This window comes from Oceanicaulis alexandrii DSM 11625, assembly GCF_000420265.1.
Lineage (GTDB): Bacteria > Pseudomonadota > Alphaproteobacteria > Caulobacterales > Maricaulaceae > Oceanicaulis > Oceanicaulis alexandrii.
This window is the reverse complement of the sequence record NZ_ATUP01000001.1, coordinates 1,950,624-1,975,254: the sequence shown is the minus strand read 5'-3', so window position 1 is coordinate 1,975,254 and position 24,631 is coordinate 1,950,624. Positions and strand designations below refer to the sequence as shown.

Sequence of the window (24,631 nt, the reverse complement as noted above, 5' to 3'; positions counted from 1 at the left end):
TCAACTCTCTCCCATCGCGCCGCTCTCGGCGACCCAGTCCGCGCCTTCAGGCTGAAAGCCCAACAGTGATAGCACCGGCCCCGCCGCCGGGTCATGCGGCGTGGCCCGCAGCCGGTAAGACGGCTGCGGCGCGCCCAGCACGATCCTGCCCTCCAGATCCAGCGTCGGACCTGATCCTGACAGACTGAGCGCCACATGCTCGCCTGCGCAAGACAGCGTCATGTCCACGATCGGCAGATCCACATCATAGCGCACGCCCAGATCGGCGAGCGCCGGGCTCATCATTGCGCCCTCCGCCGACAGACATCGCCCCTCAGGGTCAAGGCTCACAGACACCCCATCCAGCTGGACGACGGCGTCGCCAGCCAGATCGAAGGCAGGGATCGCGGCCAGGCCCGGCCAAGCGGACAGCGCGACGACGCCCTGCGCGTCCCGGATGTCGATCCCATTTGAAGTCACACCGATGACAGCCCGACCCTGAACGCGCGAATCCACGATCTCGGTCTGCACACGCATCCGGCCCGACATAATCGAGCCGGGATCAAGCGTGGTCTCCACACGCTGAAGCTCAATATCGCCACGGCGCACCCGCAGCGCCTGCCCGTTCCAGATCGTGCCCTGCACCAGTCCCGCTTGCACGCCGGAGGAGGCAAGCGCGTCATAAACCAGGCGCGCCGGAGCAGACATCACCAGCCCGGCGATCAAGGCGATGACGAACAGCACACCCAGAAAAACGCGCATCAATTCGCCTCGCTCACACGGCGCAGCGTCAATTGCGCCCGCACCCGTTCATCGGCCTCGCGATCCAGGCTGATCCGCTCCACAACGACGCCCTGCTCGCGCGCCAAAGCGTCCAGCCAGGCCAGCACGGCATTGGCGTCCGCCTGCTCCATCCAGACGCCCAGACGGCCGTCTTCCAGAGGCTGAACGCGACTGATCGCCAATGCGCGCTCGCGCGCGGTGCGATCCGCCAGGGTGCGCAAGGGTTCTTGATCCTCAGGCGCCGTGATCTGAGCGGCCAGCGCGCGATACTCCTCGATCTGCACCAGCAGGGTTTCATAGCCTTCCGCCGAGCGGGAGAAGGCCCGCAAGGCGTCAGAACGCCAGCTGATCACCGGACCCAGAACCCCGAACCAGATCAGGGTCAAAGCCAGCAAGGCCGCCAGCCCCGCCAGCAGGATCTGCTCCCGCACGGTCCGCGCCAGAAAGGCCCGCCGCACGGGCGTCAAAATATCTTGCCCCCTCATGGCAGCCTCACCGTAAATTCAGCCGATACGCCCGCCGCGCTTTGACGGGCGCCGCCATCTTCCAGCACCACGCCGCGGGCTTCAGCCGCGCGGCGCAATCGCTCGAAATCGCCAAAGCCGGAATAGAGCGCGCTCACCGACAACTCGCCGCGGCTGGCGTCAAAGCGCACCGAGTCCACCCGCACATCGTCCACTTCGCGAACAATCTCGGCCAGAGCGGACGCCAGCGGCAGAAAACCAGCCCCGCCCTCTGCGCCGCCGCGTACGGTATTGAGCGCCTGACGCATCTGGGCCGGCACATTGACGATGCGCGCATCCGGAAACAGCGTGCGAAACGCCTCAGCCTGCGCCGCGTCATAACGTTCGGCGCGGTCCTCCAGATAGGCCGCCTGCACCGCCATCAATGCGGTCGCGCTGATCAAGGCGGTCAGCGCCAGCCCCGCCGCCCAGCGCCAGGGTTTGAGCAGCCCCGCCCAATCCAGGCTCGTGGCGAACTCGTCGCCCAGAACGCGCGGCAGGCTTTCCAGGTGCGAGACGGTCAGAGCGGCCGCCTCAAGGCGCAGATCCGGCGCCGCGATGCGCGTGGCGGAGACGGCCGCCTCGCCCTGCGCCAGCGCCGAGAGGTCCAGATCCGGGCTGATCAGAATACGACGTGGAGCAAGACGGTGTCCGACGCCGGACAGGACCGGAGTCAGAAGATGCGGCTCAATGGCGCCGCAAACCGGATCAGACAGCGCCGCATCGAGATCACGCGCCGGCGCGCTCCCGGCCTCGGCCAGATCGCCTGTCCGCGTCTTGAAAACGATACGGTCGCCATAGCTCATGACCGCCAGATCCGCGTCTTGACCCTCAAGCGCCAGGGCGTCGCTTAGCGCGTAAACCGGCTTGACCAAAACCCCCGCAAGCATCTCACGCCATGCCTTGAGCCGCGTGCGGTCCACCGCCGTCAGCCAGCGCGCACCATCAGCGCCGACAGGCCCCAAGGCGACTTGCACGTCTTCAAGAGACTGCGCGAGATGATCTTCAATCAGGAACGGCGCCGCCCGGCGCGCATCGCGTTCAGACTGGCCCGGCACGGGCAAGCGACGCACGAATACATCTTCAGCCGGCAGCAACACGACGGCATGGTCGATCTGCACCGTCTGGGGCGGCTCCAGCATGTCGCCTGGCGACAGAACGCCTTCAGCGATCACCGCCCCCAAGCGGACCACGCTCCAGCCAAGTCCGGTCTGTTCCGCACTGGCGCGGGGCGGCTGAAGGATCAGCACGTCAGTCATCAAAACGCTCCAAAGCGCTGGTTGCGGCGGCGCAGATCATTGCTGTCGCGCAGCTCGGCCAGCTGCTCAAGTTGAAATTGCGTATCGGTGAGACGCACGCTCACCTCCATCTCGAACCAGCGGCTGCGCAAGCCCAGCCGCATCTTCGCCTCATCGCTCAGCTCAAGCGCGGCGATCAGGGGGTCAGCCCAGACTTCCTCCAGGCTCTCATACCCGGCGGGCGGACGACGGAACAGCACTGTCTCGGCGTCGCCCGGAGTCAGGTCTTCATCCAGCAGCACCGCCAGCAGCATGGCCCGGTCAAGCGCTACGGTGTTGATGTTCAGCGGCGGCTGCTCAGCAATGGGAAGAACGCACAAAAAAGGCTGATAACGCGCATATAGCTCTGGCGTCATCACCGGCAGGGCGCGCAATTCCTCCAGCTCGACAAAGCGCTGATTGGCGGCCCGATACGGCGGCGTGAACGCGGCGTAGGCGCGATCTTCCGCGCCGCCCGGCTCGGCGGATCCATCCAGATCCATCCAGTCTATGATCTGCGCGAGCACGCTTTCCGCCTCGCCCGGCCGAACGCCGATTTCAGCGGACAGACGCAAAAAGCCCTGACGCAAACGCTCGACTTCCAGCTGCGCCGCCTCTGTTCCGAGCCGGTCTTCGCCCGAGACTTCAGGCCGCACCAGAGCGTTGATGTTCAGACAGTTATTGTGATCAGACACCTGCCCGACCACCTGACCGTTCTCGAGCGGGAACACCACAGGCCCCGCCAGCCAAGCCTCGTCAGCGCGCATGACGGCGCGGCCGGGCTCACCCGCGTTCAGGAAGGCCGCTTCGGCCAACTCCCGTGCGCCGCGCGCCGTCCACAGGGCCTGGGCGCGCTGATCGATCTGGGCGGTCCTGAAGGCCGCAAAGCGCGTCACATCCATCAGCTGCACCGCGACCGCCGCCATCAGCGCGACCAGTAATAACGCAGCGACCAGAGCCGTGCCGCGCTCTGAGCTTCGGTTTGTCTGCTGCGTGCTCATGCGCCTCGCTCCGCTGTGGGCGACAGCACCACATGCTCCATCGGACCGAGCTCGGCCTGCGTATAGAAAACACGCAGCGCGCGCGGCCCCTGACTTCCCCCTTCGCTGTTCGGGACAGGCCGAACCTGGACGATGTCGGTCCATACCCCGCCCATCAGCGCCGACAGGCGTAAATCGGAAACGCCGGACGCGATCAGCTGGCGCACCGGCGCCGTTCCGCGCGCCTGATCGGGATAGGCGCCCGCTTCGCGCCAGAGTTGCTCGCCGTCATAGATCCAGGCCACGCGCTGCAATCCCGAGCGCGGCTGAACGCCGCCCGGATTGGCCCAGCCCGTGCGCGTCAGCACCAGAATTTCTCGCGCCTCGCCCTCGCGCGCGGGCGCTAGCGGATCGGCGCCTTGGACATCCAGCGCGAACAGGCGCGGATCGGTCAGGCCGTCTTCATCGCGCGCCGTGCGCATCACCATCTGGCCAACATCCTCGGCCATCAGGGCATGAATGCGCTGCACCGCCGCCAGATCGGACAGTACGGCTTCAGACGTCTCCTTCGCACGCAAAGACGTGGTCAGAAGGCCGACGCTGATCGAACTGATCAACGCAAAAACCATCACTGCGGCTAGCACTTCGACCAGTGAGAACCCCGCTTCACGCCGCCCGCTCATGACGTCCTCCGCAGGGTTTCAAGCGCTTGATAGACCGCCTCGGTCTCCGGATCGGAGACCACCAGACGCAAGCGCACAAGATCAGGCTGGCCGGTCGCTTCAATCTCCAGCCTCCAGGAGAAGTTCAGCCCGCCCAGCGCATATTCGCCCGTCCGTTCGCGCATCTGGCCGGGATCCGTGTCGAGGATCTGCTCACTGAGCAGATTCTGCGCAGCGATCTGCGCCAGCGTCATCTCCCGCGCCAGTGTGGCCGATCGCGTGGACGTGGTCAGCGCGTTCATCAACGCCACGCCCGCCAGCGCCAGAATCGTCAGCGCCGCCAGCATTTCAATCAGAGAGAACCCCGCTTGCAGACGCCCGGTCATGACGCCGTCCCCGGCGTTTCAGGGTCAACAAGGCTCAGATGGCCCTGCCCGTCACGCGCAATGCGGCGCCCCCCCTGCGCGCTGCGCAATTCATAAGCGAAGGGGTGGTCAAAGCCCGTCGGATCAAACCAGACCTCAGGCGCGGGAACGTCCGGAGCGCCGGTGGACAGACCGGACTCGCCCCGCCTTGCGATCGCGCCGGACTGAACGCTCAGCACCAGATCAGGGTCTTCAAAGCGATGCGCGTCAAAGGCCGGATGGTCTGTGCGCACGCGCCAGAAGCCGTCCTCAAACTGGAAGAACTGATACCCGCGCCCGTCCTGGCGCGCCGCAAAGCCCACATGCCGCCCCGTCACCAGCGCATCCTGACGCGCCTCATTCAGCGCACGCACCAGCGCCTCGCCCTCAATCTGTTCAGGCGCGTCTTCAGGGCGCAGCATCACCACGGCTACGCCCGTCACCAGCGCGATGATCGCCAGCGCCGCCAGCGTCTCCACCAGCGAGACGCCCGCCTGACAGGATCGGGGGGCAGTCCGGATCACTACGCCTCTTCAGTCCAGTTGCCGATATCAGCGTCCTCGCCCTCGCCGCCTTCACGACCGTCTGCGCCATAGGTCCAGACGTCAAACCGGCCATGCTCGCCGGGATAGAGGTAGAGGAATTCATTGCCCCAGGGGTCAGTCGGCAGATTGTTGATGAAGCCGCCTTCGGGAAACCGGGTCGCCAGACGTGCGTCAGACGGCGGGGTCACCAGCGCCTCCAGCCCTTCATCCGTGCCGGGATAGCGCCCCATGCGCAGACGATAGGTCTCCAGCGCCTGTTCGAGCTGGCTGATCTGAGTCGTGGCGGTCGAGGAGTTCGCCTGGCCCAGCATGGGCAGCACATTCATGGTGATGATAGTGGCCAGAAGCCCGATGATCACCACCACCACCATGACTTCAACCAAGCTCAGCCCGGCTTCGTCATCCTCGAGACGGCGCGCGTCATTCTTCGTGAGCAGCATGTCTCTGTGTCTCCTTGCTGGCTGCGCTATCCCAGCGCAGCGGTGTTCAGTTGCAGGATCGGCAGCAGGATCGACAGCACGATCCCGACCACCACCACGGCCATGGCGATGATGATCCCCGGCTCCAGAAGGCTCAAACCCACCGTGATGGCGCCGTCCACATCCGCTTCCATATGTTCGGCGGCGCGCTCAAACATCTCCGCCAGCCGGCCCGAGCGTTCCCCGGCGGCGACCATGTAGACCATGAGCGGCGGGAACCAGCGCGCCTGACGAAGCGCATCCGCCAGCCCTTTGCCCGTCTCCACCTTGTCGATCACGCTGCTCATCATATCCTGAAAGGGCAGGTTGTCAGACGCCCGGCGCGACGCGCGCAAAGCCTCGGGTAGCACCGCGCCAGCATTGATCAGGATCGCCATGGTGCGCGCAAACCGCGCCGCCTCGACCTTGCGGGCGAACCCGCCCAACCCCGGCATGCCCAGCTGCGTGCTCTGCACCGCGCGCTTCACAGGATCGCGACGAATCGCTACGGCATAAGCCAGCCCGGCGCCCAGGAGCAGCAGCAACAGGACCGGCCAGCTCGCCTGCAAGCCATTGGACAGCGTGATCATGACCCGCGTCAGCAACGGCAGGGTCATGTTCATGGTGTCAAACTGCTCGGCGATCTTGGGCACGATGGCCACCAGCAGCACGCAGACCACCAGCAGCGCCACGGCCCCCAGAACGCCGGGATAGATCAGCGCCGCGCCGACCCGGCGCTTCAACGCGCCTGCCTTTTCCAGATACTCCGCCAGCCGGTCGAGCACGCGGCCCAGACCGCCCGCGCCTTCACCGGCCGCGACCATGGCGCGATACACGCCGGGGAAGCTGTCGGGATAGGCGGCCATGGCCTCTGACAGGCGTTCGCCTTCCGTGACCTTCTCGCGCACCCCCATCAGAACGCGTTCCACCGGGGCCTTGTCAGCCTGACCGCCAATCAGTCCGACCGCTTCTTCAATCGGCATGCCGGCGTCGATCAGGGTGGCGAGCTGGCGCGTGACGCCGGTCAGATCCTCTTCAGACAAGCCTTTGGGCTTGACCAGCGCTTTTAAGACGCCGCTCTCAGAGCGCTCGCTGGCGCGCGCCACGGACAGAGGCGCCAGCCGCCGGCGGCGCAGCTCCTTGCGCGCGGCGGCCTCGGAGTCCGCAGACAACAGCCCTTTGGTGCGCTTGCCGGCCGCGTCCAGGGCTTCGTATTCAAACGCCGCCATCGCGCTCGCCATCCTCGCGGCACACCCGCATCACTTCGGCCAGGCTGGTTTCGCCAGCCCTGGCCAGTTCAACGCCGGACCGCCACAGCGTATGGCGGGTCTTAAAGGCGTGGCGCGCAATTTCGTTCTCGCGCGCATCCTCGTGGATCATCGAGGCGATGGCGTCATCCACCACCAGAAGCTCGTACACGCCCCGACGCCCGGAAAAGCCAGAGCCGCCACAGGCATCGCAGCCTTTGGGCCGATAGAGGATCGCGCGTTCGTCCTCGCCAAGTTCCATCATGCGGCGCTCGCCCGCATCCGGTTCATAGGCCTCTTTGCAGGACGGGCACAGCCGGCGCACCAGGCGTTGGGCCACTACAGCCTTGATTGTGGTGGCCAGCAAATAACTCTCAACGCCCATATCGCGAAGGCGCGTCACCGCGGCGGCGGCGGAATTGGTGTGCACGGTCGACAGAACGAGGTGCCCCGTGAGGGAAGCCTGCACAGCGATCTCGGCGGTCTCCACATCGCGGATCTCGCCCACCATCACCACATCGGGGTCCTGACGCAGGATCGCCCGCAACCCGGCCGCAAACGTCATCCCGACCTTGGTGTTGACCTGGGTCTGTCCCACGCCCTCAACAGCATACTCCACCGGGTCTTCCACGGTGAGGATATTGCGGGTCTGGTCATTGAGAAGATTGAGCCCGGCATAAAGCGTGGTCGTCTTGCCCGCGCCTGTGGGACCGGTCACTAGCACCACGCCATTGGGCTGGGCCAGCACGGTCTGGAAATCGCTGAGCTGGGCCGGGGACATACCCAGCTGATCGAGGGTGAAGCGCGCGCTGTCCTTGTCCAGAAGGCGCAACACCACCCGTTCGCCATAGCGAGACGGCAGGGTCGACACGCGCACATCCACGCCCTTGCCCGCCAGCGTCAGCGTCAGGCGGCCATCCTGGGGCACGCGTTTTTCAGCGATGTCGAGACGCGCCATCACCTTGATGCGGCTGGTCAGCGGCGGGGCGAGCCGCCCGCTCAGCGACACCATCTCGCGCAAGACGCCATCGACGCGCAGCCGCACCGACACCCGGTCCTCAAACGGCTCCACATGCACGTCCGAAGCCCCCGAGCGCACGGCCTCGGCGATCAGCCCGTTGATCAGACGAATGATCGGCGCATCCGAGGCGCTGTCGAGCAGATCCGCGGTCTTGGGGATGTCGTTGATGATGTCAGACAGGCTCTCGCCCGCCGCATCCTCGGCCGTATCGGACATGGAGTGAGCGAGACCGTCAAAGGCGTAAATCTCTGACAGGGCGCGATCAAAGGCGCGCGCGTCCAGGGTGCGCATCTCAAGCGCGGCGCCCGCCGCCCGACGCGCCTCCAGAAGCGCGAGGGGATCAAAATCCTCGCGCAGCAGGAAGACCGGGACGTCCCCGGTCTGGAGCGCCACGCCGCGCTCGCGCGCAAACCCGTAGTTCAGAGGCTTCAAGACTTACTCCTGCCCCGCATCCGCGTCCGGCAGCGGACGGGCGAAAGGATCGCCGCCGCCCATCATCATGTCGACGATAGATTCAAGGCTCGACGCGCCGCCCGTGGCGTCACGCTGCTGGCCGACCGCATAATCATAGCTCGTCCGGGTGACGTCGCGCATGCTGGCCGCGTCCCGCACTATGGTCGGACGGATGAACACCATGAGATTGCGGCGCGTGGTGGAGCGGCTGTCATTGCGGAACAGACGCCCGGCGCCCGGAATGCGGCTCAGCCCCGGCACGCCGCTTTCCGCTTCCTGTTCATCGGTCTCGATCAGACCGCCCAGCACGATGATTTCACCATCATCGGCCAGCACGGTCGTCTCGATCTTGCGCTGATTGGTGATCAGCTCGACGAAATCGGCGCTGACCGGTCCGGCCACAGAGGAGACCTCCTGGCGGATCTGCAGCCGGATGGCGTTGCCGTCATTGATCTGGGGGCGGACATAGAGCTGCACGCCGACGCTTTCGCGTTCGATCTGACGGAAGGGATTGGAATTGTTAGAGCCCAGCGTCTCACCGGTCGTGATCGGGATTTCCTGGCCCACCATCAGATTAGCTTCCTCGTTATCGAGCACCATCAGCTGGGGCTTTGAGAGGACGTTGGAATCTGAATCCGTATCGAGCGCATTGACGATGACGCCAAACAGCGAGCCGTCATTCAGCTCGCCGCCAAATCCGAACGCGCCGCCGCGGGCGTTCACCAGCGAGGACAGCGCCAGATTGCGCAAGTTCACATCCGTGCTGCTGGTCGCGTCAGCGCCGTCAGACGTCAGCCCGCCGGTCAAAAGCGCGCCTGTCAGCGCCAGAAGGTCCGGCTGCCGGGTCGAGCCATAGCGAGTGTAGGCGAAGGGCGTGGCGTCATCGCCATCGCCCGCCAGCAGGAACTGGACGCCCAGATCGCGCGCGGTCTGGTCTGAAATCTCGACGACGATCGCTTCCACCTGCACCTGAGGGCGGCGCACGTCCAGGCGGCGGATCACCTGTTCAAGGTCGCGCAGCACGTCCGGATCGGCGTTCATGATGATGGCGTTGGTCGCGGGATGGTGCGCGATGGAGACGGGACGCCCGCCCGTGTCAGACGCGTTCATGGATTCGGTGAACTGCTCGAGAATGGGCAGCAGGTCATCACCCCGAGCATGGTTCAGCGCCACGACACGGAAGGTCTGGTTGGAGGCGCTGACCGCATCAATGCGGCGCACCAGCGAGACCATCTGGCCCACCGCCGCCGGCTCGCCGCGCAGCAAAAGCGCGTTCGAGGACGGCACCGCCGCCAAAGTCACATTGCCGGGCGTATCGCTCTCAGAGCCTTGAGAGCGCACCTGCAAACGCCCGATTATGTCCGCCATCTCTTCAGCGGGGATATTGTCCAGCGTCAGCATCTCGACCGTGGAGGTGTCACGATCCGCCTCGCGCAGCGCCGCCTCGATGGCGCGCACATTGGAGGCGAAGTCGACGATCACCACCAGATTGCCCGATGCGATGGAATTGGCGGCGCCATACTGGCTAAGCATCGGCTCGATCGCGCGCACCGCGTCCAGCGCCGCGGCGTTCTGCAAGCGGTGCACGGAACTCAGGATCACAGAATCAGAGCCAGAAGCCGCAAGGGGCGCGCCCATGCGCACGCCTTCGGTTTCGGGGATGATCTGATAGACGCCCGGCGCGGTCGGCAAAGCGGCGTAGCCGTTCACACGCAGGGTGGAGAGAAAGACCTGAAAAGCTTCATCAGCGGTCAACGGCGTCTGCGAGACGATAGACACCCGGCCGCGCACTTCAGGGTCAACGACGAATGTATAGCCAGTCATCAGGGCCATATCGTCGATCACCGCGCCGATCTCGGCTTCGCGGAAATTCAGGGTCTGGCCTGACGATTGGCCATAGGCTGGCGTCAAGGTTGCGAGGGCCAGAGCCATCGCGGTCGCGATGCTGGAAAGAGATGTCATGATCGCCTGCATAATGCTTGGCTTTCCCCTAGAGCGCCGCTAACGCAGCGACGTTTCCACAGTGATGTCTTCGCCGTCGCGCCAGATGCGCGCCACAGCCATGTCAGCGGATTCCAAAAGCGCAAAAGCGCGCACGGCCGCCGCTTCGCTGGTGAGCGGCGCCGCGTTCAAGCTCAGCACCACATCACCCGGTTCAAGCCCCAGATTCGCCAGCTGAGCGGCGTCGCCGTCCACCCGCAAACCACGCACAGCGCCGTTCTCATAAACCGGCTCCAGGCTTAGCCCCGACAACCAGCCACGCGCCATTTGCCGTTCGCTCATCTGCACAGTTGCGCCGTCGGACTCAACGGGCGCCGCAGCGGCCGGCTGCGCTGCGCCGGACTGGGCGCGGCGGCGGCCTGCATCGGTGAGAAACAGGCTTTCAAGGACGCCGCGGCGATTGATCACCACCCGGTCGGCGTGAACTTCCTCCAGCACGATGTTCGCACTGAGGGTTTCGCCTGCGGCCACCCGCAGTTGACCCTCGCCGGGAATATCGATGATAGCGGATCCGTCGCCCGGCGTGGCGCCGACGCGCACGCCGCGCAAGGTGAAGCCGAGCCGGCTTTCCGGAGCCACCGGCGCCGCGCTCTGCGCGACCGGGGCGAACACGCCGCTGAGATCGCCGATTGTTTGCGGCGTAGACTCTGCTGTTCGGGCTGCGCTGCCCGCCGGGCTGATATCCGCGCGCAAAGCGTCAGAGCCGTAAATTCCAAACCAGACCGCCTGCGAGACAATCACCGCAATCACAAGGACCAGCGCAGCCTCCACCCCGTGACGCAGCACGGTCAGCCCCGAGATCGCCTCGGGTCTGTTGGCTGCGGTCTGGCTGGCGTGCGCGGTAAGCATCTGTGCGGTCAGGCCTCTGCGGCGGGTGTTGCATCGTACACGGACGCCGGATCGGCGCGAACCCGTGATTTCGCGTCCCGCTCTGCGGCACGCTCTGAAAGCAGAGACAAGCGCGCAGACCTTAAGGGTCCGCCCGCTTGCATCCGTGTTGGGTCGTCAATGTCATGACGGGGCGGCGCAAGGCCGCCCCGTCAGGTCTTTCCCTAGAACCGCGCTGTCAGGCTGACAGACACGGAGCGCCCGCGGGCGTAGGTGTTGAACTGGGTCTCACCAATGCCTTCGCTGACCTGATACTCGATATGATCTTCATCGAGCAGGTTGCGCGCATTGATGCTCAACGACAGGCCGTCATAGATGTAATCAAGATCCCGGCGGTAGGTGGCGTCCAGGATCACGCCCGGATCTTCCATCACGTCGGGAAGCTCGGCGCCTGGCTGGCTGAGACCCCGTTGCAGAACGCGGTCATCCACCCAGTTGAGCAGCAGGTTGAACTCGTCCTGATCACTCGCCCAGCCCAGCTGAACGTTGATGATGTTCTCAGGCGTGCCCTGCAGCACCGAACCGTCAAGGTTATAGGTCGCAGCCGGCTGCAGGCTCTGGCTGATCGGATCAAAGATCAGATCGCTGGCGCCCGCTTCAACTTCTGAGTCGGTGTAAGTGTAGTTGATGCCGAAGCGCCAATCCCGATCCGAGAGGAAGAAGATGTCGCCAGGAATGTTGAACTGGGTGCGATATTCCAGCTCGAGACCCTGAACGATAGCCTTGGGCGAGTTGATGAAGGTGGTTTCGAACACGAAGGTCGAGGTCGAGAACTGCACTTCTTCAATCGGATTGGTCAGCTCTTTGTAGAACACTGCGCCGGTGATGAACTGGTCGCGGCCCAGATAGTATTCCAGACGCGCGTCATAGTTCTTGAACTCGGTATCCACGAGACCCGAGTTACCGCGATAGGCGCGGCCGGATTCAGGATCGAAATAGCTCGAACGCGCCAGTTCACGGAACTGCGGGCGTGCGATGGTTTCCGAATATCCGACCCGCAGCTGAAGGTTCTCAGCAAAGGTCCAGGTGCCGGTGAAGGCCGGCAGGGTGTAGTCGTTTTCAAGATCGACCGTACCCGCGCCCAGATTGCCGAAGCGATCAAAGGTCTGAACCGACTGGGTCGCTTCTTCACGACGCACGCCGAAGGTGGCGCGGATGAAGTCGGTGAACTCCACATCAGCCTGGGCGTAATACGCATCCACGTCCAGCTCGCCGGTATAGGAGTCGTTGGTGGTGGACAGTTCTTGCAAGATGAACCGCGTTGGCGCGATGTTGTCCGGCGAGAACAGGAAGTCCGGGCGCGCGACACGCACATCGTCCGGCAGCGAGTTGCCGCCCACGAAACGGAAGGCGTACAGATTGTACTCGCGTTCGGTGCTTGCCGTGTCAAAGCCCGCTGACAGAACCGTGTTCCAGCCCATCACAGCGGTATTATAGACCGCGTCGCCGCCGAAGCTGGTGGCTTCATCGGTCAGATCGCTGAAGCGGATGTCATAGCTGTTGGCCACGAGATAGCTCGGCTGACCCGTCACCGGGTCGATCAGACGACGCAGCGTGCGCTCGTAGGGCGCGTCGCGGGTGGATTCCGCATAGGCGCCGCGCCAGCTCAGCTCGAGATCGCCAAACACATGCTCGCCATTGAGCTGGTACATGGTGAGCTCGCGCTCATACCAGCCGGTCTGCTCGTCATGGATCTCACCCGTGGCGCCCGGCGCGTTGAAGTCGGTGCCGGTGGTGATTTCAGAACGCTTGTCAGTGTCGTGCGAATAAAAGACGAGACCCTGGACTTCGTGGTTGTCCAGACCCGCAGACAAAGCGACCAGAGCATTCGTAGCGGCTTCAAAACGGCCTTCTGCAGCCGTCTGGTCATTACCGATGATGCCGCCCAGCACGCGCTGACGGCTGGCTTCGCGGTAAGACCAGTCGCTGTCATAGCCAGCGGTCGCCACAACACCAACCTCAAGCTGGCCCAGCATGCGCGAGGCGCCGGCCTCGAAGCTGAACGAGCCCGTCGGCAGATATTCGGTGTTCTGGATGACGTTGACCGGCGAGTTGGTCAGGCTTTCACCCGCGTTTTCGATGTAAGCATCGCTCTGGCTGTTGAGCGGCGTCCGCGTGGCGATCAGATCCGCCAGAGGAGACGGCATGCTGCGCAGGCCGTCATCATAGCCCGTCCAGTCCTGGTCGGCGCCCGAATGGATCAGACCATCCTGGAACGTGGCTTCGCTGTTATAGGAAACGCCGGCCTTGAGGCTGAAAAAGTCCTCATCAGGGCGACGCACGGTGCTCATATTGATCAGACCGCCGCCGAACTCGGCCGGCAGGTTGGCCGAATAGGTTTTCTGGACTTCGATGCCGTCCAGCAAGTCGGACGGGATGAGATCCAGCGGCACGGTGCGGCGGAGCGGTTCGGGGCTGGGAAGCACCGATCCGTTCAGCAAGGACGAGGAGTAGCGATCCCCAAGGCCGCGCACATAGGCGAAACGGCCGCCGACAATGCTGAGACCACTGACACGCGCCAGAGCGGCGGCGGCGTCTGAATCGCCCGTACGGGCCAGGTCTTCAGCTGACAGGAAGCTCGCAACCTGTGCAGTGCGACGCTGGGGTTCGGGGACGTACTGGTAGCGCACGACCACCACGTCTTCGACTTGGTTGGAGGCGGACGCAGCCTCGTCATTTGTCTGCTGCGCGAAGGCGGCGGACGGGGCGAGGAGAACGCTCGAGGCGAGCAGCGCTCCACGCATGAGTTTCATCGTATTCATCATCAGAACCTTTTGTCAGGTCGTCACCAGCAGGCTGCAGAAGGCGGGGCCGCCGACGCATGACGTCGACGGCCCGCGCTCAATTGCGCTTAGCAGGGAGAGGACGCTTCCAGGCCACAGGACCAGCCAGCCCACCAGCGGTCGGAGCTGTTCTCGACGGCGCCGATATAGGTGACCGGCTCGAACCAGGCATCCAGCGTGGTCGGGTCGAACACCGGACGCGCATTCTCTGCGGTCCCGTTGACGAACGTGCCAGACAGGGTTGCTGCGATGGCGGTGGTGTTGTTCGAACCCTGATCCACAGCGCCTTGTGCAGCGGCGGTGTCAGAACCCGAGCGGGCCAGACCGGCGTCACAATCAAACAGAACCGAGTCAAAGCGCGGATCGTTGTTGATGTCGTAGCCGGCGACGCCGTCGCCTGCGCTGTCCTGCCAGCGGAAGCATTCCTGACCGTAATCGACCACACCGTTCACATAGCGTCCGACGGTGCCGGTGTTCAGGCGGAAAGCGTTCGAACGGTTACCGATGAAGGTGAAGTTCGACAGCGTGGCGTTCGACAATGGCGTGACGCCGTTACCCGCGCTGGAGGCTTCCACGATGTTGTCACCCAGCTGATCGTTCTGGACGACGATCGCGAACTGGATGTTGCCCTGATAGCCGTTGTCGGTGTCGATGGAGTCGTCTTTGTTGCCGGTCAGAACCAGGTTGCGGACGTTGACGTTGCCGCCGAAGAACTCGACGCCGTCATCCTCGTTATTGTGAACCTGGACGTATTCGACCGTGGTGCCGCGACCGATGCCGGCGAAGGTGATGCCGTTCAGTTCGTTGCCCGCGGTGTTGATGGCGAAGCCGGCATATTTGAGCTGCATGAAGCGCAGCGCGCCGGAATTGTCGTCAGCGTCATTGCCGCCGTAGATCGCATCCGGGTTGGTCACGCCTTCCACGATGTTCTGGCAGTCACCGCCTGCGACCGAACCGGTCGAGCAACGGTTGATCGGCGCCTGGCCGAGCAGCACCAGACCACCCCATTCCGCGGTCGCGGTGTCGGGATCAACCTGGTTGCCGGTGAGATCGTTTTCAGAGGTGAAGATGACCGGGTTTTCGCGGGTGCCGTTGGCGAAGATCTGAGAGCCGCGATTGACCACGATGTAGTCAGCGCCGCTATCGCCGAACAGGGTCACGCCCGATTCGATGGTCAGCACAGCCGGATCAGCGTTCGGAGCCGTACCGTCGGGGCCGGCGTCAATGCCGACATCCACACGACCGGAGATCTCGTAGACATTGCCGCGCGTCAGGCGCAGGTCGTCGGTGAGAACGCCGGAGACGCGGCAGATGGTTTCACCATTCAGCTCAAGACCCGTATCGGCGGTGCCGGTCGGGCAAGCCGCTTCCGGGAACAGACCGAAGGTCCAGCCGGCCGCCCAGTTGGACGTCTCGGTTTCAGACGGGCTGAAAGCGCCGGCATAGCTGGCCGCTTCGAAGAAAGAGCCCAGCGTGGTCGGATCGACCGCGGTGACGCCCTGCTCGACCGGGCCCGGGAACAGGCGGGAAGCCAGCGAGTTGGCGCCGACCACATTGTTCGGGTCCGCAGCGACGGCTGCTGCCGGAACGCCAGCGACGGAGTTGGAAGAGGCCAGGCCGCCGTCGCAATCAAACACCACAGAGCGGAAGCTCGGATCGGTTGCTGCGTTGAAGCTGGTGTTGCCGTCGCCCGCGCTGTCCTGCCAGCGGAAGCATTCCTGGCCGTAATCCACCACGCCGTTGACATAGGTGCCGACGGTGCCGGTGTTCAGGCGGAACGCGTTCGAACGGTTACCAACGAAGGTGAAGTTGGAGATGGTCGCGTCAGACGCCGGCAGGGCGCCCGGAGCGACGCTGGAAGCTTCAACGATGTTGTCGCCGATATTGTCGTTCTGGACAACGATCGCGAACTGGATGTTGCCCTGATAGCCGTTATCGGTGTCGATGGAGTCGTCTTTGTTGCCCGTCAGGACCAGGTTGCTGACGTTGACGTTGCCGCCGAAGAACTCGACGCCGTCATCTTCGTTGTTGTGAACCTGAACGTGGTTGACTTCGGTGCCTGCGCCGATGCCGGCGAAGGTGATGCCGTTCAGCTCGTTGCCCGCAGTGTTGATGGCGAAGCCAGCGAAGCGAACCTGCAGGTAACGCAGAATGCCCGAATTGTCGTTGGCGTCGTCGCCACCGTAAATGGCGTCCGGATTGGTCACGCCTTCCACGATGTTTTCGCACGCGACAGAGCCCGGAGCCGCGGCGGCGCTCAGGCAGCGATTGATCGGCGCTTGGCCCAGCAGCACCAGACCACCCCATTCAGCGGTGTTGGAACCACCCAGGTCGGAAGCGTCAGCAGCGCGGCGCTCGATGTCAGCCTGGCTCGTCATGATCACCGGCGCAGAGGCGGTGCCCAAAGCTTCGATCTGCGAGCCGCGGTTCACAACGATGTAGTCAGCGCCCGATGCGCCATAAACAACAGCGCCCGGCTCGATCGTCAGGCGTGCAGACTGGCCGCCCGCCTTGTTGCCGTCAGCGCCGATGTCGGCGCCGACATCGATGCGGCCATTGAGGCGGTAAGCGACGCCGTCAACAGCTTCAAGGGTGAGGTTCGACAGGATCTGGCCGCTGACTTCACAGGCGGTGAAATCGCCCACAGAACCGGCTTGGGTGAAGCCGGACGGGCACGAAACCGTGCCGCCGCCGCCACCACCGCCGCCACCGCCGCCACCCGGAGGCGTGCCGGGGGCTGACGGGCCAGGAGAAGCGATATCGGACCCTTGCGAACACGCAGCGATCACAGCAAAGGACGCACCTGCAAGCAGCAGTTTCAGCTTGGACATTTGAACTTTCATCAGAACCCCCCGAGGGACTTTATGTGGCGCAACACTCAAAACACGCCGCACTGGCTCGTCGGCTCAGGCGGTCGCTCGGGAGGTGAAAAGACAGCAAGATTGTTACGCAGGGTTCTCAATTGCGTGACGAAGCCGTGACACGCCATATACGCGAGCCTTGATGACGCACCGCAGGCGTCATCAGCACTGCGGGCGTCGCCGGATTCGCCAGCGTTGACTGACCTTGGCGCAGGTGTGGCGCCTGTGCACACATCATTAAGGGTTTTATGAAGTTTGGATGACGCACAGGTTTTTCACCTGTGACGACATGCGCCTCAGACGGCAGGTCCGTGGCGCGCCTCGAACACCTCACGAAACGGCGACAGATCATGTCCCGCGTCGCGCGCCAGCGTGAGAATCTCATCCGCCGGACGATCTTGCGACTGAGACAACGCCCACCCCAGCATGGACCGCGCGCCCGACCGGCAGAAGCCCAGCACCTTGCCGGACGCCTGCTGCGTCACCGCATGAATGCGGGCGATGTCAGTTTCGCTGATCTGCGCGCCCTGCATGGGGGCATGCAGGTAATCCAGCCCGGCCGATGTGGCCGCAGCCTCGATCATCGCCGAAGACGGCTGCCCAGGCTCCTCACCATCAGGCCGATTGTTGATCAACGCGGTGAAGCCCTGATCAGCAAAGGCCTGAACCTGGTCAGGCATGATCTGTCCGGAAATGAAGAAATCAGACGTCACCGGGACACAGACCATCAGCTCACTCCTACAGGGCGTCGAACGGAATCTTGAGGTAATGCACGCCATTATCCTCGGCGGGCGGCAATTCTCCCGCACGCATGTTCACCTGCACGCTGGGCAGGATCAGATTGGGCATGTCCAGCGTGGCGTCGCGCCGTTCGCGCATGGCGACAAAACTGTCCTCGTCCACGCCGCCGCCCACATGAATATTGGAAGCGCGCTCCTCGGCCACAGTGCTCTCCCAGGCGAAGTCATCGCGTCCTGGCGCCTTGTAGTCATGGCACATGAACAGGCGGGTCTCGTCAGGCAGGGCGAAGATCTTCTGGATGGAGCGATAGAGCGTGCGCGCATCCCCGCCGGGAAAGTCACAGCGCGCCGTGCCGAAATCGGGCATGAACAGCGTGTCGCCGACAAACGCCGCATCCCCGATGACGTAAGTCATGCAGGCCGGGGTGTGCCCCGGCGTATGCATGGCGCGCGCTTCAAGTTCGCCGATATAAAAGCGCTCATCGTCCGCGAACAAATGGTCAAACTGGGAGCCGTCGCGCCGGAACTCGTCCTCGGCGTTGAACACATCACCGAACACGGACTGGACGGCGCGGATATGGGCCCCGATCGCCAATTGTCCGCCCAGCTGGGCTTTCAGATACGGCGCCGCAGACAAATGATCGGCGTGAACATGGGTTTCCAGCACCCAATCCACATCCAGCCCCTGCTCTCTCACATAAGCGATCAGGGCGTCCGCGCTCTTATGGGCGGTGCGTCCCGACTTCGGATCGTAATCAAGCACGGAATCAATAATCGCCGCTTTCGACGTCGCAGGATCGGAGACCACATAGCTGACAGTGAATGTGTCGCGGTCAAAAAAGGCTTTGACCACAGGGTTCTGAGATGAAGCGTTATCGGTTGTCATAACACGGCGCCTCCTTTGGACATTTGGGGACCGAAGGCCTGGCACAAGGCCGACACCAGCTTGTGGATACGCACATCGGCCAGGCTGTAATAGACGTGCTTGGCGTCCCGACGCGGCGTGACAAGACCGGCATCACGCATGCGCGCCAGGTCTCTCGACAGATTAGGCTGACGCACGCCGGTGCGCGACTCGATCTCAGACACCGAGCACTCGCCTTCCATCAGCTCGCACGCCACCAGCAGCCGCCCCGGATGGGCGAGAATTTTCATCAGGCTGGCGACTTCGTCCGCGCGATCGCGCAGCTCCATCAGGTCGAGTTCGGCGCCCATGGCTCGGGACCCTTGTCTGCTCAATTTGAACTTTCGTGTTTTGATAATTGAAATCCTGGCCCCCAGTGACAAGTCTTCCTCACAGTCAATCTTTCTGATCCTATGGTCCTGACAGGCGTCCTGTGCGTGCTGCGCCTTTGTTCCCGCTAACCGGAGACCGCTGACTTGATGAGCGTCATCAGCCTGCTCGCCCTTAATCTTGGGGCCGTTTTATTATTATTTTCAGCACTTTGGGTGATCGCCCAGCTCAATCGCGACCCCAGCTTCATCGATGCGTTCTGGGCGTTTTCGATTGTTCTGGTCGCCGGGCTCACCTTTCTGCTGACTGATGGCGCGACATGGCGACACATGCTGATCGCCGGGCTCACCGCTGTGTGGGGGATGAGGCTCGGCGTTCATTTGCTGCTGCGTTGGCGGCAGGAGGGGGCGGATCGGCGCTATATGAAATTGCTCAGCAATGTCCGCGAGAAGCGCGGTTGGAGCTATGGGCGCACCACGGCGCTGTTCGTTTTTCTGCCTCAAGCCGTCCTGTTATGGCTGACCAGCCTGCCCGTACAGCTCGGGCAAGCGTTCGCAGGTGAAGCGACGCTGGGCGTTCTGGGCTATGCCGGAGCGGCTTTGGCCGTGTTCGGAATTGCGTATGAAAGCCTCGCGGACGCCCAGCTCAGCCGGTTCAAACATGACCCGGCCAGGCAGGGCCAGGTTCTCGACACAGGCTTGTGGGCCTGGAGCCGGCATCCCAATTATTTCGGCGAGGCCTGCGTCTGGTGGGGGCTGTGGCTGATCGCGGCCGAAACCGGCTGGGGCGCGCTTGCCCTGCCTGGTCCGGTCTTCGTGACCTTCACCTTGCTCAAACTGTCCGGCGTGACGCTTCAGGAAGCGGGCATTGAGGACAGACGCCCAGACTATGCGCGCTACAAGGCGCGGACATCGGCGTTTGTGCCGCGTCCGCCCAAGTCACACTCATGATAGGTACGATCAGGTCCGGCGCGTGGGCGGAATGTTGAAGCCGTCAGGCGCGCTTTCAAGAAAGCGCTCCACAAAGCGCACAGCGTCTTCCGCCCGGCCTTGCGACATATCAGAACAGAACGCGTAAACCGCAGTGCCGCTGAGTGCGAGACTCAACAGACCGACGCTCGCCATCACTACCAGTAGCCGCATATCGCCCTCCCCGGCGTTAACAGGGGAAGCCTAACATTACGCGATGTTCATTAACAAGCGGAAAGGTTCGGATCAGACCGAGTCGCGGTCCTGTTCCTCAAACATATCGCTCGGAGACGGCGTCGCCATGGCGGAACTGGCGTTCTTGAGCGCTTGCAGCGCCTCCTGGACGCTCGTCTCCATCAAGGCCGCAGCGCTTTCCACGCGCTGGCTGGCGGCGTCATATCGATTGACATCCAGCTGGCCGACCGCCGCTTCAATACGCTGCGCCGCGCCATCAACGCGCTGTCCGATTTCGCCCGACATCGCTTCAAGACCGGCGCGGAAATCAGCCAGCGCCGCATCCATGCCGCCAGACGGAATGGATTGGGCGATCGCCTTCATCTCTTCGCGGAACGCGCTTAATTCCGCAGCGATATCGGTCTGGCTGCCCAGACGGGTCTCGTGCAAAGCGGAGGCCGCAATGTCATCAATATCAACGGTGTCTGCGTTTTCATCCCAGATCCGGGATGTAGCGTTGATCTCATCAAGCGCGTCTTCCAGCACGTCTTGAAGGGCGGGCTCAGCTTCAAGAGCGGGCTCAGCCTCAGCATCATCAGGCTCAGCCATACTGACTTCGTCATCCGCTTGCGCCAGAACGAAGTCGTCGTCATCAACGATCAGATCGCGTCCCTCAGCTCCAAGCGCGTCGTCTATGTCCGCACCGGCTTCAGAGCTGTCCAGCTCAGGGGCATCAGGCTCAGTTTCAGACTGTTCACCCAGCTCAAAACCGTCTTCAACGGCCGGCTCAGGGTCTATCGCAAACTCAGGCTCCGCTTCGGTCTCAAGCTCGGGTGCGGCGTCAGAGTCAGCTTCCGCCCCGGCGTCCGGCAAAAACGCGAAGTCGTCTTCCTCTGCTGCGGCGACCTCCGCCTCGGGCTCAATTTCAGTCCCGTCCGCAGTGTCGGTTGCGCTCGCAGGCTCTACGCCTTCAACAGTATCATCCAGAACCACGACAGGGTCGTCATCAATCGGCGTGGCCAGAGCCCAATCGTCCTCCCCGGAAGCGTCAAACGCGTCGAGGTCAACCGCGCCGTCATCAAGGAGGGCGTCGCCCGCCCCCTCATCAGCTCCGGATGTTTCCGTGTCGGAATTCGTGTCAAAATCCCATTCGTGCTCGGCCAGATCGTGCATCACCGCCTCGCCTTCTTCATCAGACAGAGCCTGATTGCGGATGCGGTAATCTTCCTGGCGCGGCAGGTCGGGTTGACGCGCCAGATGCACAGCTTCGCTCGCCGGGTCGCCAAACAAGGTGTTCGCCAGCTCGTCGCAGGCGGCGTCCACATCGTCCACATGCTCAACCGGAGAACACAAGGCCCAGGTCAGAGCGCCGAGAGGGGAAAAGCGCACACGGTCGCTGACCGCCCGCTCCAGAAACAAGGAGGTGAAGCGATCCAGTCCCGCAGCCAGTGCATCCGCATTCGCGGTTTCCGGCGGTCGCAATTGCAGAATGAACGCGGCCTCGCCCTCGCGGGGTTGAACAGCATCTGCGGTGGCGAGCTCCATGAGTCCCTTCCCGAAGCGAATCACCCCGGTCCCTGCATCAGTTAGACAGACACCAGATCGCACTCACCTTGCGAAGGTCTTAACATAGCGTGAAATGGATTACTCGAAGCCGATGAAGCTGGGCAGGCCCTGACTTCCGGGCGACATCGCCACTCCGTCCGCATGAATGATCGCCACCGGATTCTGTCCCAGATACGCGCCGCGCATGGAGGGCGCATCATCAATGGCGTGCACCACCAGTCCCGGCGCGTAACGCGGTCCCTGCCGGGGCGTCTCCGGTTCGATTTCAGCGCGCGACACCTGCAACAAGGTCAGGTTGGACAAGGCCCGCACGTCCGCATCCACCCCGGCGCCGGTCTCGATGACCAGCCGGTCCGCATAGACCCGCAAGGGCGCCTGCGCATTCACGGGCGTGTTGTTGATCGCCAGAAAAGGCCGTTCCACCGGGCCGGAACGGCCATTATCGGTGCTGGAAAACACATAGGTGAGAGGCGCATTGGAGGGGGCGAACAAGGCCAGCGCATCCGCGGTCACGCGCGCCATGACGAGCCTCTGCGACGCACTCATCACATCCGGCAAACGCACTTCCAGACCGTCCGCAAACCGCTCGGGCAAATGGGTGAAGCCTTGACCCGCCTGCGCGCTTTCAAACAGGAGCGCGCTGTCGCTCGCCAGCTGGACCGGATACCGCTGCTGGGAAATCTCACACCCGCCATCATCGCGCTGGCGCTGCAGGGCTATGGCGACATCATTCACAAGACCCTGCCGCGCCGTGGGCAATTCCACGCGATAGCGGTTCTGGCCCGAACCGTTCAGCCGTCGAGAATCAATCAACTCACCGTTCAGCGCGACATGAGCGACCGTCGTCACCCCCGTCGGACCATCCGGCAGCCGGAAATCGAGTCCCACGGCATCTGCGACCCGGCCTTGCGGCGACTCCGCCAACACATAGCTGAAGCGCCATTCGCGACGGTCAGCGACCTGTTGCACGCTGGTGTCCACGCCGAGCCGTTCAAGCGTCAGCACCGACGGACCTTCAGCAGACAGGAATTGGACTGGATTGACCGAAATCCCACGGGCGATGGCAGACAGCTCGCTGGTGAGAAAGCGCACAGTGTCGATACGCTCCGCATCCGTGACAGCGACCATGGTGTGCCCGGCGCGCCGCCACAGGCTGGCGCCCGCAGGCGCGCGTTCATCCACTGACAGAAACCCAGCGCGCTGCAGATTTTCGCGCGAGCCCGCCAGGATCACGCCTTCCGCGCCCGCTTCCACGATTGCGGCCGCGTCGTCGAGATTGATCATGGTGACGACAAAACCGTTGCGATTGAGCCGAGCGCCCAGCCGGGTCGCGAGCTCGAACCAGGCTTCGCCGTCATCCATGGCGATCACCACCTGGCGCGGGGTCAAGGCCAACACATCGCGCACAGACGTGAGCGGCCCCTCAAGCTCGATTTCGAGACCGGAGCTCGGAGCAAGGCTGAGCACTGCGCCCATGGAGCGGTCCGAATGGCAGACCTGGGCGGACACGTCGCCAGCCAGCTGCACGCCGATACGCGCATCCGCAGCGCCCGCAAGCTGCTCGGTCAGGTCGAACACCCAGGTGAAGTCCCGCTGGCCCGGCGCCAGCACCCGCTCCATCACGCGTCGGCCATTCACCGTCACCCGCAACGCCGTGACCGCGTCCACGCTCACATCCTGACGGCCGCTCAGAACGAGCCGGACCGCACGCGATCGCTGATCGCGCACCAAAGGCAGGCTGGCGGAGGCGTAAGAGGGGTACCCAGACACGACGAGGCCGTCTTCATGGCCCGCGTCAGCCAGACTGACGTCATAAAGACCATCACGACCAAGCGCGGCCTGCGCGCTGGTCATCCGGTCAAAGACCTGACGCACGAACAATCCGAACTCGCCCTGACCGGCGTTCAGCTGCCCCGAGACGAACAGCGTCGCCACGCTGGCGAGCGCGACAATGCCAAGGGAAGCAGAAAACCAGGGGAATCTGCGCTTGTACTCACGATTGGTTTTCATGCTGGATTAGCCCCGGACCTGTCGCCGCCCCCGCAGCGATAAAACGCCTCACGACAAGACCTGTGAGCCTTCGACGCGTTTCTTACCCAACCCTTAAAGACGTCAAGTCGGGCGGCGTCCCGGCGATACTGTGTCATCATTGTGGTGACCGATCATATCCGGAAAGAAAAGCCGGCGCGGAAGGTGGCGCCGCCATAATCGCGAGTCTGGATATTGGACTCATTGTCCAGATACCCCGCCGCCACAAACGCGCTGACGCGCTCTGCGATCTGGCGCTCGTAACGCGCCTCGATCTCAAAGCGCTGATCCGAGCGCGCGACGGGCTGAAGCGTCGAAAAGACGCCGTCATAGTCCCGATCCCGGAAGTCAGCGACCAACGCCGCTGAGCTTTTTGCGTCGAGCGACCAGATGACTTCGCCGCGCAAGCGAGCTTCATCAAAGGAGAAGCGTTCTTCCTCCGCATCGGCCTGTTCGAAATAGGCCGAGATGCGCATCACCAGAGCATCATCCACGGGCCGAAAGAACTGCTCGAGACCGACCCGCACCCGCTCTGAGTCCAGGCCCTGAAGATCGGCGCGCTCGAAATCATAGGCGTTGGCGCGCACGCGGAAGACGGTTTCAAGTCGTTGATCGCCTTGCGGACGCCAGCGCAGCTGCGCCTCGGCTTCCGGGCGCGTCCAATGAGAGTTTCCATCCCGGCTCAGAGCGCTATAGCTCGCCGCCAGACGCACCTGCAGGCGGTTATCCGCGGTCGTGTTCCAGTATTGAACCCGAGGGGTGACCAGCACCGAGTTGAGCTCGTCCCGGTCGGCGTATCCGCGTACGCGCAGCTGGCCCTCAAACCGCAGCACCTGTCGGCCTTCAAGCGGCTGAACGCGGCGAAGCCAGGTGTTTGAGTCAAAACCTGTCTCAAGATCGAACACCGCCGGCCCGACGGACGCCAGCTCCTGGTCGGCTGAAAACGGATCGGATCGTGCGATCATATTCGTGGATTGAAGCTCGAAACGCCCTTCAGCCTGGGCGGCGCCGGCGCTCACAACGGCAAGCCCAGCCGCCAACATGCTGGTCCGCATGGAATTCGTCATGATGTCACC

22 protein-coding genes are annotated in these 24,631 nt (G+C 63.5%); 1 reads left to right on the top strand and 21 read right to left on the bottom strand.

Annotated elements, in window-relative coordinates; translation table 11 throughout:
• The 17 genes from gspN to G405_RS0109365 form a co-directional block, all read right to left on the bottom strand.
• The gene (gspN, locus tag G405_RS0109445) at positions 1-741 is read right to left on the bottom strand and encodes a type II secretion system protein N (RefSeq protein WP_022701271.1); all 741 of its coding nucleotides are present in this window, start codon (positions 739-741) and stop codon (positions 1-3) included.
• Complete coding sequence (gene gspM / locus G405_RS16560) at positions 741-1,247, bottom strand: type II secretion system protein GspM (protein WP_022701270.1); 507 nt, start codon at positions 1,245-1,247, stop codon at positions 741-743. Before gspM ends, gspN begins: the two co-directional genes overlap by 1 nt.
• Positions 1,244-2,524 (bottom strand): type II secretion system protein GspL, encoded by a 1,281-nt coding sequence (gspL, locus tag G405_RS0109435; protein WP_022701269.1) that lies wholly within the window; start codon positions 2,522-2,524, stop codon positions 1,244-1,246. Before gspL ends, gspM begins: the two co-directional genes overlap by 4 nt.
• Positions 2,524-3,543, bottom strand: coding sequence for a type II secretion system minor pseudopilin GspK (gspK, locus tag G405_RS0109430; protein WP_022701268.1), 1,020 nt, complete (start codon positions 3,541-3,543; stop codon positions 2,524-2,526). Before gspK ends, gspL begins: the two co-directional genes overlap by 1 nt.
• Complete coding sequence (gspJ, locus tag G405_RS15600; RefSeq protein WP_022701267.1) at positions 3,540-4,205, bottom strand: type II secretion system minor pseudopilin GspJ; 666 nt, start codon at positions 4,203-4,205, stop codon at positions 3,540-3,542. Before gspJ ends, gspK begins: the two co-directional genes overlap by 4 nt.
• A complete protein-coding gene (gene gspI / locus G405_RS0109420; protein ID WP_022701266.1) occupies positions 4,202-4,570 on the bottom strand; it encodes a type II secretion system minor pseudopilin GspI in 369 nt (122 codons plus the stop codon). The genes gspJ and gspI overlap by 4 nt, the downstream gene beginning before the upstream one ends.
• Positions 4,567-5,112: a GspH/FimT family pseudopilin gene (locus G405_RS0109415; RefSeq protein WP_022701265.1), complete on the bottom strand. Its 546-nt coding sequence runs from the start codon at positions 5,110-5,112 to the stop codon at positions 4,567-4,569. The genes gspI and G405_RS0109415 overlap by 4 nt, the downstream gene beginning before the upstream one ends.
• Complete coding sequence (gene gspG, locus G405_RS0109410) at positions 5,112-5,573, bottom strand: type II secretion system major pseudopilin GspG (protein ID WP_022701264.1); 462 nt, start codon at positions 5,571-5,573, stop codon at positions 5,112-5,114. The genes G405_RS0109415 and gspG overlap by 1 nt, the downstream gene beginning before the upstream one ends.
• A 26-nt stretch (positions 5,574-5,599) precedes the next feature.
• Positions 5,600-6,820 (bottom strand): type II secretion system F family protein, encoded by a 1,221-nt coding sequence (locus G405_RS0109405; RefSeq protein WP_028284701.1) that lies wholly within the window; start codon positions 6,818-6,820, stop codon positions 5,600-5,602.
• Positions 6,807-8,291 (bottom strand): type II secretion system ATPase GspE, encoded by a 1,485-nt coding sequence (gene gspE, locus G405_RS0109400; protein WP_022701262.1) that lies wholly within the window; start codon positions 8,289-8,291, stop codon positions 6,807-6,809. The genes G405_RS0109405 and gspE overlap by 14 nt, the downstream gene beginning before the upstream one ends.
• Positions 8,292-8,294: 3 nt before the next feature.
• A complete protein-coding gene (gene gspD / locus G405_RS15595) occupies positions 8,295-10,274 on the bottom strand; it encodes a type II secretion system secretin GspD (RefSeq protein ID WP_040705505.1) in 1,980 nt (659 codons plus the stop codon).
• A gap of 39 nt (positions 10,275-10,313) precedes the next feature.
• Positions 10,314-11,162, bottom strand: a complete 849-nt coding sequence (locus G405_RS0109390; RefSeq protein ID WP_022701260.1) for a type II secretion system protein N — start codon at positions 11,160-11,162, stop codon at positions 10,314-10,316.
• A 203-nt stretch (positions 11,163-11,365) separates the two neighbouring features.
• Positions 11,366-13,966 (bottom strand): TonB-dependent receptor domain-containing protein, encoded by a 2,601-nt coding sequence (locus tag G405_RS0109385; protein ID WP_022701259.1) that lies wholly within the window; start codon positions 13,964-13,966, stop codon positions 11,366-11,368.
• An 86-nt stretch (positions 13,967-14,052) separates the two neighbouring features.
• Positions 14,053-16,827 (bottom strand): hypothetical protein, encoded by a 2,775-nt coding sequence (locus G405_RS0109380; RefSeq protein ID WP_028284700.1) that lies wholly within the window; start codon positions 16,825-16,827, stop codon positions 14,053-14,055.
• Between the two features lie 314 nt (positions 16,828-17,141).
• Positions 17,142-17,573: a TIGR01244 family sulfur transferase gene (locus G405_RS15590; protein WP_022701257.1), complete on the bottom strand. Its 432-nt coding sequence runs from the start codon at positions 17,571-17,573 to the stop codon at positions 17,142-17,144.
• 10 nt (positions 17,574-17,583) lie between these two features.
• Entirely contained in the window at positions 17,584-18,471 is an 888-nt protein-coding gene (locus G405_RS0109370) for an MBL fold metallo-hydrolase (RefSeq protein ID WP_022701256.1), read from the bottom strand.
• Positions 18,468-18,800 carry an ArsR/SmtB family transcription factor gene (locus G405_RS0109365; protein ID WP_022701255.1) on the bottom strand — a complete coding sequence of 111 codons (333 nt, stop codon included), beginning with the start codon at positions 18,798-18,800 and terminating at the stop codon, positions 18,468-18,470. The genes G405_RS0109370 and G405_RS0109365 overlap by 4 nt, the downstream gene beginning before the upstream one ends.
• A gap of 168 nt (positions 18,801-18,968) precedes the next feature.
• Here G405_RS0109365 and G405_RS0109360 point away from each other — a divergent pair, with 168 nt between their 5' ends.
• Entirely contained in the window at positions 18,969-19,769 is an 801-nt protein-coding gene (locus G405_RS0109360; RefSeq protein ID WP_022701254.1) for a DUF1295 domain-containing protein, read from the top strand.
• A 9-nt stretch (positions 19,770-19,778) separates the two neighbouring features.
• Here G405_RS0109360 and G405_RS16980 read toward each other — a convergent pair whose 3' ends face one another.
• The 4 genes from G405_RS16980 to G405_RS0109340 all read right to left on the bottom strand — a co-directional run bounded on the left by G405_RS16980 (position 19,779) and on the right by G405_RS0109340 (position 24,622).
• Positions 19,779-19,961 carry a hypothetical protein gene (locus G405_RS16980; RefSeq protein ID WP_156861454.1) on the bottom strand — a complete coding sequence of 61 codons (183 nt, stop codon included), beginning with the start codon at positions 19,959-19,961 and terminating at the stop codon, positions 19,779-19,781.
• Between the two features lie 72 nt (positions 19,962-20,033).
• Positions 20,034-21,506, bottom strand: a complete 1,473-nt coding sequence (locus G405_RS0109350) for a hypothetical protein (protein ID WP_022701252.1) — start codon at positions 21,504-21,506, stop codon at positions 20,034-20,036.
• A gap of 99 nt (positions 21,507-21,605) precedes the next feature.
• Complete coding sequence (locus G405_RS0109345) at positions 21,606-23,537, bottom strand: cellulose biosynthesis cyclic di-GMP-binding regulatory protein BcsB (RefSeq protein WP_022701251.1); 1,932 nt, start codon at positions 23,535-23,537, stop codon at positions 21,606-21,608.
• Between the two features lie 152 nt (positions 23,538-23,689).
• Positions 23,690-24,622 carry a hypothetical protein gene (locus G405_RS0109340; RefSeq protein WP_156861452.1) on the bottom strand — a complete coding sequence of 311 codons (933 nt, stop codon included), beginning with the start codon at positions 24,620-24,622 and terminating at the stop codon, positions 23,690-23,692.
• Positions 24,623-24,631 lie beyond the last annotated feature (9 nt).